Source organism: Vibrio alginolyticus NBRC 15630 = ATCC 17749 (assembly GCF_000354175.2).
Lineage (GTDB): Bacteria > Pseudomonadota > Gammaproteobacteria > Enterobacterales > Vibrionaceae > Vibrio > Vibrio alginolyticus.
Genome location: NC_022359.1, coordinates 374240 through 387252, shown reverse-complemented (window position 1 = coordinate 387252; position 13013 = coordinate 374240). Strand labels below are relative to the sequence as shown.

General features: G+C 44.9%; 11 protein-coding genes and 1 pseudogene. 6 read left to right on the top strand and 6 right to left on the bottom strand.

The features are described 5' to 3' along the window. Positions 1–436: 436 nt before the first annotated feature. Positions 437–2287 carry an ABC transporter ATP-binding protein gene (locus N646_RS16995; protein ID WP_005374597.1) on the bottom strand — a complete coding sequence of 617 codons (1851 nt, stop codon included), beginning with the start codon at positions 2285–2287 and terminating at the stop codon, positions 437–439. Positions 2288–2691: 404 nt separating this feature from the next. On the opposite strand from N646_RS16995, the gene N646_RS16990 reads away from it, so the two are divergent. Continuing rightward, a complete protein-coding gene (locus N646_RS16990; protein WP_005374598.1) occupies positions 2692–3693 on the top strand; it encodes an arginine deiminase-related protein in 1002 nt (333 codons plus the stop codon). A gap of 265 nt (positions 3694–3958) precedes the next feature. After that, a pseudogene (locus N646_RS16985) lies at positions 3959–5196 on the top strand (DEAD/DEAH box helicase). A 65-nt stretch (positions 5197–5261) separates the two neighbouring features. On the opposite strand, the gene N646_RS16980 reads toward N646_RS16985, so the two are convergent. Further along, entirely contained in the window at positions 5262–5954 is a 693-nt protein-coding gene (locus N646_RS16980) for an MOSC domain-containing protein (RefSeq protein ID WP_017820072.1), read from the bottom strand. A 111-nt stretch (positions 5955–6065) separates the two neighbouring features. Here N646_RS16980 and N646_RS16975 point away from each other — a divergent pair, with 111 nt between their 5' ends. Next, on the top strand, positions 6066–6881 hold the full coding sequence (locus N646_RS16975; RefSeq protein ID WP_017820073.1) for an AraC family transcriptional regulator: 816 nt from the start codon (positions 6066–6068) through the stop codon (positions 6879–6881). Between the two features lie 88 nt (positions 6882–6969). After that, the gene (locus N646_RS16970) at positions 6970–7962 is read left to right on the top strand and encodes a zinc-dependent alcohol dehydrogenase family protein (RefSeq protein WP_017820074.1); all 993 of its coding nucleotides are present in this window, start codon (positions 6970–6972) and stop codon (positions 7960–7962) included. Positions 7963–8035: 73 nt separating this feature from the next. Here the strand turns inward: N646_RS16970 and N646_RS16965 are convergent, their stop codons facing one another. The 3 genes from N646_RS16965 to N646_RS16955 all read right to left on the bottom strand — a co-directional run bounded on the left by N646_RS16965 (position 8036) and on the right by N646_RS16955 (position 10235). Beyond that, entirely contained in the window at positions 8036–8731 is a 696-nt protein-coding gene (locus tag N646_RS16965) for a VC0807 family protein (protein ID WP_017820075.1), read from the bottom strand. Positions 8732–8897: 166 nt separating this feature from the next. Continuing rightward, positions 8898–9428 (bottom strand): sigma-70 family RNA polymerase sigma factor, encoded by a 531-nt coding sequence (locus N646_RS16960; protein ID WP_255209459.1) that lies wholly within the window; start codon positions 9426–9428, stop codon positions 8898–8900. 120 nt (positions 9429–9548) lie between these two features. Next, positions 9549–10235: a DJ-1/PfpI family protein gene (locus N646_RS16955; RefSeq protein WP_005383525.1), complete on the bottom strand. Its 687-nt coding sequence runs from the start codon at positions 10233–10235 to the stop codon at positions 9549–9551. A 126-nt stretch (positions 10236–10361) separates the two neighbouring features. Between N646_RS16955 and N646_RS16950 the strand changes: the two genes are divergently transcribed. Both N646_RS16950 and N646_RS16945 read left to right on the top strand, forming a co-directional pair. Then, complete coding sequence (locus tag N646_RS16950; RefSeq protein WP_017820076.1) at positions 10362–11318, top strand: LysR family transcriptional regulator; 957 nt, start codon at positions 10362–10364, stop codon at positions 11316–11318. 127 nt (positions 11319–11445) lie between these two features. Further along, positions 11446–11985 carry a CAP domain-containing protein gene (locus N646_RS16945; protein ID WP_017820077.1) on the top strand — a complete coding sequence of 180 codons (540 nt, stop codon included), beginning with the start codon at positions 11446–11448 and terminating at the stop codon, positions 11983–11985. Positions 11986–12058: 73 nt separating this feature from the next. Here N646_RS16945 and N646_RS16940 read toward each other — a convergent pair whose 3' ends face one another. Further along, positions 12059–12478, bottom strand: a complete 420-nt coding sequence (locus N646_RS16940; protein ID WP_005374615.1) for a VOC family protein — start codon at positions 12476–12478, stop codon at positions 12059–12061. Between the last annotated feature and the right edge of the window lie 535 nt (positions 12479–13013).

Below are 13013 nucleotides of genomic sequence, written 5' to 3'. Positions count from 1 at the left end.
GCCACTGCTTTTTCTTAGAAAAACTAAGATTCTATTTTTAATTTTAGATGCGGTAGATCTTACAACAAAGTTGGCATTTCCATCTTTCTGAGTAGCCAAATAGCTTGTCAGCCCAACTTGGTTTGAGTTGTACGATCTGCATTGAACCACATTTACACATAAGCTAATTACCTTATTGTTAATATAATAACTAAGCCATCTATTGAGTATAGCTGTTTCTCAAAAAGTGAAATGACAAATGAAGACGGCTCAATACTCTGTATTGTGTTCATTGCAATGGATACGCAACGAGGCGGTATATTAGCAGAAAAAGTGTGAGCTTTATCATGGAGAGTGTTTCATATATGAGAAACCACAATGGCTATATGAGCATCTAGCCATGGATTTAAATAAAAAACGGCGCTTAAAGCGCCGTTTTTATTGAGCTTATCACTCGTTAAGAAGCGTGTTGATTGTCTAGTTCTTCAGCGATAAATCCGCCAGTTTGATGCGCCCAAAGCTGGGCGTAAATGCCGTTATTCGCAATGAGTTCTTGATGAGAACCTTGTTCAACGATGCTGCCTTTATCTAGCACGATGAGGCGATCCATTTGTGCGATGGTCGATAATCGGTGAGCGATAGCAATAACCGTTTTCCCTTGCATTAATTCATTCAAGCTTTCCTGAATCGCTGCTTCGACTTCTGAATCTAGAGCCGATGTTGCTTCATCCAATACCAGCAATGGTGCATCTTTGAGTAGCACACGAGATATTGCGATACGCTGACGTTGGCCGCCAGACAGTTTCACACCACGTTCACCAACTTGCGCATCGTATCCGACATTACCAAATGGGTCGGTCAGAGTTTCGATAAACTCATGGGCATGCGCTTGCTTAGTGGCTTTCAGCAAATCTTCTTCTGTCGCATCTGGATTGCCATACAAAATATTGTCTCGAATTGAACGGTGTAGCAGAGAAGTATCTTGGGTCACCATACCGATCTTTGAACGCAAAGAGTCTTGTGTGACTTCTGAGATGTTCTGTCCATCGATCTTAATGCTGCCGTCTTCGACATCGTGGAAACGAAGTAACAAGTTCACCAAAGTCGATTTTCCGGCGCCGGAGCGCCCAACCAAGCCTACTTTCTCTCCTGGTTTGATGTTGAGATCGAGATGGCTAATTACGCCTTTGTTCTCACCGTAATGGAAGCTGACGTTATCAAAGTGAATGCCTCCTTCAGTGACAACCAAGTCTTTTGCACCTGGTTTATCTTTAATATCAATAGGCTTAGAGAGTGTTTTCATTCCATCGACAACGGTTCCCATGTTTTCAAAGAGGGCGCCAACTTCCCACATTATCCACATCGACATACCGTTTACGCGCAATGCAAGACTAACAGCAATCGCAATCGCGCCAACGCTAATGGCACTATCCAACCACAGGTAAATCGATAAAGCAGCAACGGAAAAGACCAAAATATAGTTTGAGATCTCTACAGCGACGTCGAAGCCGGTCACTAGGCGCATTTGACGATAGACCGTATTCAAAAATCCTTTCATGCCTTGCTCGGCATATTGGGTTTCGCGCTGGCTATGAGAAAACAGTTTGACGGTTTGAATATTGGTATAACTGTCGACGATGCGCCCTGTCATTGTCGAACGTGCATCGGCCTGTGCTGAAGCGACGTCTTTGAGCTTAGGGACAAAATAGATTTGGATAGCGATGTAAGCGAGTAGCCAGACAATCATTGGGATCATCAAACGCCAGTCTGCCGTCGCTAACATAATGATCATGCTGGTGAAGTAAACCGTAACGTAAACAAACACATCCATAGCTTTCATCACGGTTTCGCGCACAGCTAATGAGGTTTGCATGACTTTCGTTGCGACTCGACCTGCAAAATCATCTTGATAGAAGTTCAAGCTTTGATTGAGCAAATACCGGTGTGCAAGCCAGCGGATAGACATTGGGTAGTTGCCCAATAACGTTTGATGAACGAGCAACGAGTACAAGATCACCAATATAGGCATGACAACCAGCAATAAGGCTCCGTAGAAAATCAAATCCGATTTGTTGTCTTGTAAGAACGTTTCTGGATTGCTGGTAGACAACCAATCAACCAATTGTCCCATGGCGCCAAACAACATTACCTCAACAACAGCCACAATTGTGGCCATCAAAGACATGATGATCAAAGGCTTTTCATAACCACGAGTGTAATAACGCAGAAAAGCGAACATCCCTGAAGGAGGCTGATCCGGTGTAGATTTGGGGAACGGCTCTGTAAAGCCTTCAAATCGTTTAAACATAACTCATCCTAAAGTTAAAACAGTGCCATTTGGGGTGGCTAAATCCATCGATTCACGCTGCTTTGGACGAAACCGCGTGTATGAGAGTTTCTTGCCTGCTCCTCGATAAAGCAGACCGATTGACGAGAGGGGCGAAAAAATAGTCTAACCGATTGTGTCTTAAATGTAACTAGTTGGTTATGAGTGTGATTGTCTATGGTTCTGATTCTTATGATGAATTCTTATCATGTTCATCACGGTGCAATAAAAGCTTAAACCTGCAAAGTGACAATAAAATTTAGGGAAAAATGAACTTAATGCAGCAAAAATTACTTTTGGGCAATTAAATTAATTGTCAAAACAGCAAAACTGAAGTTAACAATAAATTTACAATCTCCTCATTCTAGTGATAAGGAATGTATTGGATGCTATTACACGAATCAGTGACCCAATTTGCTAATGGGAAAGAAGAAAGCACGCAAAGTGCTCAGCGCCAAACCGCGAACTGCGTAGTGATGGTGCCACCGAAAGAGTTTCGTTTTAATGAAGAAACCGCACAAGATAATGAGTTCCAACATAAAGTGTCACTCAGCCAAGAAGAAGTCTCACGTCGAGTAATGGCCGAGTTCGCGAGTATGGTTGCAACGCTGCGTCAAGAGGGCGTTCAAGTTGTTGAATTTGATTATCCAACTTCAGATGTTGCAACGCCAGACGCGGTATTTCCAAACAATTGGTTTAGCACTACGCCAGATGGCACGTTGTACACCTTTCCAATGGCCTGTGAAAACCGTCAAAAAGAAGTACGTCCCGATGCACTTGTGGCAGCACTAGCGCAAGCAGGGCGAGAAGTTCATCGACGCAGCAGTCTAACTGAATATCTTGACGAGCAAGCGTATTTAGAAAGCACGGGTGTGATGGTGTTTGACCACCTAAATAAAACGGTCTACGCCGCACTCTCACAACGTTGTGATCGTCTGGTTTTAGAAGATTACGCCGATCGTATTGGCTATGAACGAGTGATTTCTTTCCAAACTCGTTTGCCGTCTGGTGCGCCGATTTATCACACCAATGTGATGATGGCGGTTGGCGAACAGTTTTGCGTGATTTGTGACGAAGTGATCCCAGAATTTGAGCGTCGTTTTGTAATGAAGTCACTCGCCAAAGACAAGCAAGTCATCTCAATTTCGCTTGATCAGATGAACCAGTTCTGCGGTAACATTCTGCAACTAGAAACGATCAACGGCGACAAGGTGATTGCGATGTCGCAATCGGCGTACGATGCATTCTCACCAGCACAAAGAAACCAATTGGCAACGCACGGTAAATTGCTGCCATTCGACGTTTCTACCATAGAATCTATTGGTGGTGGTTCGGTTCGTTGCATGTTGGGTGAAGTGTTCTTACCGAATCGTAAAGCTGTGCTTTAATAAACTGCACATTTCTTTTCAGCCGCAGTGAAAGGCTGATGAAGCGTTCTCTTCAAGGGTTTTTAGCCGTTAGCTCTGTGGCAGTACAGACTAACGGCTTTTTTGCGCTTTTTAGTTTTCTGACGATTTGCGTAGGCGACGCTTGGTTTAAGCACCTAAAATAGGATGGTTCACCTAGCAGATTGTGGTAAAGTCCGCGCCTGCGTTTTACCGCATCTTCATTATTTTTATTGCTTCTTCAACCCAAAGTACAAGGTTTTCGTTAATGCCATTTTCTACTCTCTCATTGAGTTCTGAGCTGATTCACGCACTGCCAAAAGACTTCAAGAAACCGACCGATATTCAAGCGTTGGCCATTCCTGAGCTGTTGGCTGGTCAAGATCTATTGGCTTTGGCAAATACAGGCAGCGGCAAAACCCTTGCTTATGGTTTGCCTTTGTTGGAAAAGCTGGGTGTCAATCCAGAGCAAAAAGCGCTGATTCTTGTGCCAACTCGTGAGCTGGCAATGCAAGTGAGTGAAGCAATTAACCAAGTTGGTCAAGTTCTTGAACTCAACGCAGTGTGTTTGTGTGGCGGCGTTGATAAAGAGCAACAACAGCAGGCGCTAGCGACAAATCCTCATATCCTTGTCGCGACGACTGGTCGTTTGGTTGACCTAGCAAACAACGGTTTAGACTTAAGCAATATCCATTACCTAGTGTTGGATGAAGCGGATCGTCTGTTGGATATGGGCTTTTGGCCTGACGTACAAAATATTGCGGGGCTTATTTCAAACCAGCGTCAAACCGCAATGTTCTCGGCAACGTTTTCAGATGAGTTGAAGGGTAAAGCGAAGCTGCTTATGCAGGCACCAAAGCAAGTTGCAGCGCATCAAGAAAACAGCACCAACCAAGATATTGCTGAAACGCTGTACCTCGTCAACAAAGGCAGTAAAACCAAGGCATTGATTGAACTGATTCAAAAAAACGCGTGGACTAAGGCATTAGTCTTTATTGGTGCGAAAGAGAACGCCGATGGCTTAGCGAAGAAGCTGAATAAAGCGGGCATCTCAACCAATGCGTTGCATGGCAATAAGAGTCAAGATGAGCGAGAAGAAGCACTGGCGCAGTTTAAATCTGGGCAAATTCAGGTGTTGATTGCCACCGATCTACTAGCGCGCGGCATTCACATTGAGCAATTGCCTGTAGTGATCAACTTTGAACTGCCAATGCATGCAGAAACCTATGTTCACCGAGTAGGGCGCACCGCTCGCGCAGGCGAACAAGGTGTGGCGGTGTCATTGGTTTGTCATGGTGAAATGGACGCACTAAGCGCGATTCGTCACCTGACTCAACGTGCATTACCAGTGCAAGATCTGGCAGGTTTTCCAGTAACGGATAAGCCATCAACTGGCGAGAGCAAACGCGCGCCACGCGATAAAAAAGCCAACCGTCGAACTCATGCTAAGAAGAGCATTAAGCAGTTTCAAGGAAGTCGAAACGCCCAGCCCCGAGTGCGAAGTAAACCAAAAAAACACGCTCTGACGGCATAGTCGGTTCAGAGCGTGGCTTAAATTTTACTTTGGGGTGTTAACCCACAGTTGGGCCAACCAAGCGCATTTCCCAATCTTCAACTTCGCCAGTTTCTAGGCGGCGCTCGACCAACTTGCCCCAAGACTCGACTAACGGCAGCTCAGACAGCTGAGTGAGTTCTTTTCTATCTAAACAGCCAGTGAAAACCGCGCCCATGATGCGAGCCAGTGGCCATTCTGGATAAGGTCTTTCGCACAGAATAATCTCGTCACCTGCACCGATATCGCCTTCTTCCAACACTCGGAAATACCAGCCTGTTCGAAGCGTATCTTGCAGTCTTCTCGCCATGTCGTGTTGGTCAAAACGTACGTTAAGTTTCCAACAAGGCATGCGACCTTGCGACACTTCCAGTAGTGTTGAGCCGATGCGAATTTTATCTTTCAAGCAAATCGTGGATTCGGTGACGCCTTCGGAGCTGATGTTTTCGCCAAAGCCGCCGGCGGATTGGAAAATTGGTCTTTTGCCTAATTCTTGTTGCCAGATTGGGTAGTGCTCGCTTGGGTAAATATGAAGCGCTTTTTGAATGCCACCATGAAAGCGCGGATCACCTTGCTCATCACTGATAAAACCGAGCTCTGTTGCATGCTGGCGCTCAGGCAGCACTTGTTTGTTGATTGCGCTTTGCGCACCATGAGCATAAGGGACGGTTTTCCCTGCTAGCACAGCTTTTACGACGCCGATTTTCTTCATGTAACCTCCTTATTATTTGAATGAGAGATAAAGTGTTTACCTTCATTCGCGATGCGGAGCATGATAGCCTAGTAAACTTGTGTCGGTGTAGGGATGAAAAGACAACTAACAATGCTAGCTCGCCAAATTGATTCGAAGTCAGGCGTCGTCACCTCCAATGAGATGATGGCCGCGAATCCCCATTCTCCTGTTTTAGTGAAAACCATCGACATGCCAAAAGGTTACATTGATGCGCTGCATCAACACACTTGGCATCAAATCATCTTTCCTATCAAAGGGTTATTGCAAACACAAACTGAGCATTATCAGCATTTGGTTCCGCACACCTCTGCGTTATTTGTTCCTGCGGGTGTTCAACACGAGTCGATTGCTCTAAGCAATACGATATTTGTTGGCATTTACCTCAACCCTGAGTTTGGCGCAACGTACGAGCCACAAGTGAGAACCATTGCTTTAACGCCGTTTTTAAATGAGCTTTTACAAGAGATCCGCAGACAGTGTGAAGGTGAGACAAGCCACGAAGAAGTGCTGCATTTGCTGGCGGTGTTGCATGATCAAATTTTGAAAAGCAACGTGCAGACATTTCAGTTATTGCTGCCACAAGACAGACGACTAAAACTGATTTTCGAGCAATTGACTGACGAGCCCGCGTTGAGCTGTTCGCTAAAAGAGTGGGGGGAGAAAATTGGGGCGTCTGAGCGTACTTTATCACGGCTGTTCGCCAAGGAATTCAACACTTCATTTCTGCTTTGGCGGCAACAAATTCGGCTAATTTACTCGCTTTCTTTGTTAGATGAATCGTTGCCAATCCAAGCCATTGCAGACCTAGTGGGTTATCAAAATGACTCATCCTACATCAAAGCATTTAAAGCCTATTTTGATATGACGCCACAACAGTTTAGAGTGAACGGCGCATCGCGCAGGTAGAAATACAGAGCTTCGACTTCACTTAATGCTTTTGAGTAGAAGTCGCGAAACTTCCTTTTTGAATTTCAATTACATGGTATGAATAACAATGGCACCAACGATAAATACTCGAGTGAATCAATTCTGTTTTGGTCAGCCCCAAACGTCGCTGTCGTTGGAAAAAGAGCCCCTCAAACCGCTTGCTCAGGGCAAGGTTCGGGTGCGACTGGAAGCCACCAATATTAACCCAAGTGACTTGCTTTCCATTCATGGTGTTGGGCAATACCGCCGCGTTCACATACCACCTCGCGTGCCGGGATTTGAAGCGGTTGGGCGTGTGGTGGAAGTCAGTGCAGTTGGTCAAACTGACCTTCAAGTTGGGCAAAAGGTGTTGGTGGCGATGAGTGGTACTTGGCAATACTACATAGATGCCTCGCCTGAGAATCTTTTTCCGCTACCTGAGAGTTTGGAGAACGGCTATGCCTGTCAGTTGTACATCAACGCGTTAACCGCGTGGGTGATCACCACTAAAGTAGCTAAGTTGAACAAAGACTATGTGGTGATCATCAATGCAGCAGGGTCAGCGATCGGTAAGATATTTGCCCAGCTCGCCCATTCACTGGGTTTTACACTGATTGCTGTGACCTCAAAGCCAGACGAGTATCCGTACGATACTATTCCAGTGTTGGACGCGAAGAAAGACTTACAAGCGCAGCTGCAAACGCGCCAACTGCCACAACCAACGGTCGCTCTGGACGCGATAGGTGGTGAGGCTGGCACGGATCTCATTCGTACCTTGAAAGAAAATGGCCAATACATCAACTACGGAACATTGTCGTTAACGCCTTATACGCCTGAGTTTTTTGAATCGATGAAGGCCAACAACATCGACTTTAGTACATTCTTTTTGCGGTATTGGGAAGAATCGGTAGGTAAAGGCGGGAGAAAGACGGTGTTCGCTGAAATGTTAGAACACTTTATTAGCAGCGACATAAAGTTAAACGTTGCATATGATCTGCCGTTAGAGGACTTTCAAACAGCGATTGAAATGGTTGAGCGACGCTCGTCAGCAGTGTCAGGAAAAATCATTTTGACGCTGTGAATTACAGTGAGCCTGTTGAGAAAAGGGAGGATAAAATCCTCCCTTTTTTATGGGTTTACTTGTAATGATTGGGCTATTTTAGATGGAAGATTTGCTCTGTTTCGAGCGATGTCATCGCACGTACTTGACGCCAAATGTAATAAAAAATACCGAACATCATCAACATACTTGGGATGGCAATCATTGGGTAACTGTACAGCGTCATTTTTCCTAACTCTTCGTTAAAGGCAGCAGTACCAGAAGGGCTAGTCACAATCCAAGTCGCAAGGAAGTAGTTCATTGCAGATGAGAACGCAAAAGTACTTGCAAACAGGTAGTTAGAAGACATAAGGCAACGTTCGAACGCATCGGTTTTACCATTTTCTTTTAAACGTTGGTTAATCAACGCGAGATTCAACACTGTGTTATTCAGTACTAACTTCTGCATCAGTGGGTAGCGGGTAAACGTTGAACCCAAAACCGCTAAACCGATCAGGCCAGGAATCAGGGCTTCTTTTAGTGCTAACCAGCGTGTATCAAGCTCTAACAAGCCGATGCCACCAGTTAGTAGAACACTGATAAAGCCCAGAGCAGAAATAAAGTTAAATTTCTTGTTACGGACAAGGTCCATACCGCCATAAATGATAGGAAATAGCAAAGCGACAACCAGCGCCATTGCTGTCCCTAGATGCTCATCGCCACTAAACTTCATCAAAATGAAGGAAGGGATAAATACGTTGAAAAGGATTTCAAATAAGGGATTCGGCTTTTTCGCCGTCGTGTTACTCATAATGTTTTACTGACTCTACTCTATGTCGGCTGTTATTGTACTTTGACAAGAAGTGTTCATCTAGTCGCGCTTGATGTAAAGCGTTAAAGCGTCGAGTTGTGTAACGACTTATGAAATAGACCGGAGCATAGCCAGTTAGTTTACATGATTGACTACTTTTTGTGTCTTAATGACTCTCCTTCTGTGCGATGATCTGATTACGCGCTCTGAATAATCGAGTCGCCACTGTGTTGTGGTTGAGCCTCAAGGCTTGGGCAATTTCATCATGATTCAACCCAGCCACTAAGCTCAAGAGCAACGGCTCTCGGTATTTGGGTTCGAGAATCATCATTTGTTTTTGAAGCCAATCTTGGGCCATGTCGTAGTCACTGCCAGGGTAGGTTTTTGTCTGTATTGCACACTCATCAATGTCGACAAAATCGTACTGTTTTCTATCAAAGCGCCGAGCATTCTCACGACGCAAAATAGTAATGAGCCAAGACTTCGCGGCGTTGGGGTCATTTAATTTATCAAAGAATCGCCACGCTTTCAGAAAGGTTTCTTGCGCTAAATCTTGAGCAAGGTGGTGATCTTTGCATAACCAATACGCGAGACGGTAAATCTCTTGGTATCGATCTTTCGTCAGTGCTTCGTAACGTTTATGTTTTTCCATAGCATTAAGATAAAAAGTTTGGAGAGCACGTTGTGTCTGCCAGATGAACGACAACCCTTTTTATCGCTTTTACAGTGATAAAAAGGGTTGTTCGATTAGGAAGACAAATTCGAAGAGTTAACCTTCCAAATATCGAAGGGTGACTCTGATTTCTTTCTTACACGCTTAAAATGGTTGGTTGGAAAAGCGTGAGTACTGGATGGCATCTGCGACTTCCTGAGCTTTAGACTCTGAAGTCATAAGGTGAAGTAGCTTAAGAGCAGCTTGATAGCTAACTAGGCTACCGTTCGAAGTGATAACGCCATCATCAATGACAAAATTCTGGTCGACTTGTACTTTGACTGCTGGGTAATCTCTTTGAAAGCCGTTTTCACCTCCGGCCCAAGTTGTTGCTTTTTTGCCGTTTAAAAGGCCAGCTTCGGCTAACAAATACGCGCCAGAGCAATTACTTGCCATCCAATCTGCCGCCTTTGAGGTAGTTTTAATAAAGTGAATGAGATCTTTATTTTCGATTAGTGCATCCATGTCATAGCTGGATGTTAAAACCAATACGTCGAGTTCCGGCAGATCACCAATCCAAGCATCCACACCAATTTTTAATCCTTCTTCAGTGGTGATGGTTTTCTGATCTGAGACGGAAATGGTGAGCACGTCATAATCACTAAACCAAGTGAGACGACTTGCGACGCCAAAAACCTCTAAAGGAGCAGTAACATCAGAGGTCAGTACGCCATCGTAAACCAGAATACCAATTCGTTTATCTGCGGCATGTGCTGTTTGAAGCATCCCAAAGAATAGGACTAGTGTCGCTATCAATAGTTGTAGTGCATTCTTCAATCCGTTTTTACCCATGGTTTTTTCCTCGTTAACAGAGCATCAAGTTATTGAGGTTCATTATATTTAGGCTAATTAGTGATTGAAGAGCCAGTTTGTCTTTACTAAAGTGAATAAAATTCATGAATAGAGTTCATTGGTTATATGGATAAGATACGGTCCCTACGATTTTTTATTGCCACTTTAGATGGCGGTAGTTTTGCTGCGGCTGCCAAAGTGTATGGCACTGACCCTTCGACCGTGAGTAAAGCCATACATCGTCTTGAAAGCGATTTGGGTATACAGCTTTTTCAACGTTCTACGCGACAGAGCCGCCTGACAGAAGCTGGTCGTAGGTACGCAAATACTGCTAGGTTTGTACTGGAGGAGCTGGCGGCATGTGAGGATTCATTAAAAAGTCACAATGATGCGCTTTCAGGGCAGCTTAAGATTAATGTGCCAGTCTCGTACGGTCGCCTCTATATTCGTCCTTTATTAAAAGAGTTTTGTCGCCGCTACCCTAACATCACTATCGATATTCATTACGATGACGCCTACGTTGATATTATTGAGCAAGGTATTGATGTGTCGATTCGCTCTGGTGTCGTTCACGATAGTCAATTGATTGTGCGTCAGCTGAGCCCTATCGATTTTATCATTTGTGCCAGTCAGGATTACTTAGCGCGCCATGGTGTTCCGAGTGGCCCGGATGTATTCAATGACCATTCTTGGGTTCGTTTTCGTTTTAAACAAACGGGGAAACTGTTGCCGATTCGGATGCCAGAACCAGACGGTGCGAGTGAATATGACCCCGAAAGAAACTATATTGTAAATGACGGTGAATCCATGGCAGAGCTTTGCGCAGAAGGCTTAGGATTAACTCAGATTCCTCATTTTATCGCGAGAGACTGGCTTAAAGCGGGGCGTTTAGTGCCGATATTTCCAAGCATGCGCCAAGCAGGAAATGGCGTGTATCTTCTCTATGCCAACCGGGAATATGTGCCTGCCCGAGTGAGGGTGTTCATCGATTTTATCACTCAAGCAATACAGGATATGGATGAAACGCCATTCCATACTTGGGCTGAAACGTTGCCGATTTATCGACCGAACCAAGGCGATTGAAAACTTCATGTGAGTCTTTGGTTAAAAACCCCTAAGCTATATGGTGCTTTTATTGGTTTTTGTTAGTTTATTGGGCGTTATTATCGAAAAGCGCAGTTTGCTCTTCGTCACTCATAAAGGAAAGACAATGCCAACTAAGATCTTAGTGCCTGCTTTGGCCCTACTTCTCAGCGCATGTGGCGGCGATGGGGAGTCGTCAGCCCCAGCAGAAAGCGGCTCACAAAACACAGGTTCCACATCGTCACAAGGCACATTTGCCGAGCAGATGCTTGCAGCGGTCAACAGCGCCCGCTCTACTACACAACAGTGTGGTGCAACCACCATGCCACCTGTTGGGGCCCTGACTTGGAGCTACGATTTGGAAAGCGCCGCTTATCGACATTCAAGCGACATGGCGAACAGCGATTTCATGAGCCACACAGGCTCTGATGGCAGCAAAATGTCAGATCGAGTTAACGCAACGGGCTATGCTTGGAGCGCCATTGGTGAGAATGTCGCCGTAGGGCAAAGCAGCATTAACGCCGTCGTTAATGCTTGGTTATCGAGTGAAGGTCACTGCCTTAATATCATGAGTGCGGATTTTGATCAGATGGGCGCGTCGCTTGTCGAAAATCACTCTGCACGCTACGGGTATTACTGGACTCAGGTTTTTGCCAAACAGCGCTAATGCAGAAGCCTGATAGATAAAATAAAACGCCAGCAGTCACTATCTGCTGGCGTTTTTGTTATTTACATCTCTTTTAGCTTGTCAGGTTACGAAGTTTTGGGTCATCCGCCAGGTATTCAACAAATTCAATCTCAAAACCTGCAGGGTCAACAAAATACACATTTTTGCGATATGGTTCATCAGCACCAGGTTGGGCAATCGGATAACCTGCATCGGTTAGTCTTTTGATGATTGCATCGACGTTGTTGGTCACATAAGCAAAATGCGCTAGCCCAACTTGGTGCCCGCTCAACTCGCGGTTTTCTCCTTCGCCATGGTCACTCATGGCTATGTATTGATACTCGTCGCCAAAATGTAGCCAGTTTCTTGGTTTGCCACTCCATTCGCCTTTACCTTCATCACGCACGTACCAATGTGGAAATGCAGTTTGGTAAAACTTCAGCATTTCAGGGATATCTTTCACGACTAAGTTAATATGTTCTAGTTGGATCATGATGTGCTCCTTTTTGTCATTTTCTAGCCAACGATGAATATGCTAAAACCTCAAGTAAAGTTGAGGTAAAGGGCTTTTTTAAAATTTTTTAGGATTGATATCTTTGGATCTGGATACATTGAGAGATTCGGTGGGTTTGGTGCTTTGAATCTGAGAGCTGGGTTAGGGGCTTGCAACCTTGTTTCACCCTTTGTTTATTCGTGCTAATCATTTTCGAGCGAGTTTGTGGTGAGTAGATTCCCAGTCTCACCTAGGTTCGCGGGAATGACGGGAAGAGAACGCTAAACGGACAGCGTCATTCTGAAGGAGCCTAAGCGAGTATTCAGAATCTACTTTCAGTGTGTTGTTATGTTGCGTTGTGAATTGAATTATCCGCGAGCACAGAACCAGTTCCTCCCTTTTGAGCTCTGCGTGTTGAGAGCTTCGGAGTTTGATACAAGGGGAGGTTAGGTGGGGTTGCTGGTTTGAGGTTGAATGTTGGGTAAGGTGTTTGCAACCTTCTTTCACCTTTTGTTTGTTCGTGCTACTCATTTTC

Coding starts and splice junctions, on each gene's coding strand:
- N646_RS16995 (WP_005374597.1), bottom strand. CDS start 2,287: ATGTTTAAACGATTTGAAGGCTTTACAGAGCCGTTCCCCAAATCTACA.
- N646_RS16990 (WP_005374598.1), top strand. CDS start 2,692: ATGCTATTACACGAATCAGTGACCCAATTTGCTAATGGGAAAGAAGAA.
- N646_RS16980 (WP_017820072.1), bottom strand. CDS start 5,954: ATGAAGAAAATCGGCGTCGTAAAAGCTGTGCTAGCAGGGAAAACCGTC.
- N646_RS16975 (WP_017820073.1), top strand. CDS start 6,066: ATGCTAGCTCGCCAAATTGATTCGAAGTCAGGCGTCGTCACCTCCAAT.
- N646_RS16970 (WP_017820074.1), top strand. CDS start 6,970: ATGGCACCAACGATAAATACTCGAGTGAATCAATTCTGTTTTGGTCAG.
- N646_RS16965 (WP_017820075.1), bottom strand. CDS start 8,731: ATGAGTAACACGACGGCGAAAAAGCCGAATCCCTTATTTGAAATCCTT.
- N646_RS16955 (WP_005383525.1), bottom strand. CDS start 10,235: ATGGGTAAAAACGGATTGAAGAATGCACTACAACTATTGATAGCGACA.
- N646_RS16950 (WP_017820076.1), top strand. CDS start 10,362: ATGGATAAGATACGGTCCCTACGATTTTTTATTGCCACTTTAGATGGC.
- N646_RS16945 (WP_017820077.1), top strand. CDS start 11,446: ATGCCAACTAAGATCTTAGTGCCTGCTTTGGCCCTACTTCTCAGCGCA.
- N646_RS16940 (WP_005374615.1), bottom strand. CDS start 12,478: ATGATCCAACTAGAACATATTAACTTAGTCGTGAAAGATATCCCTGAA.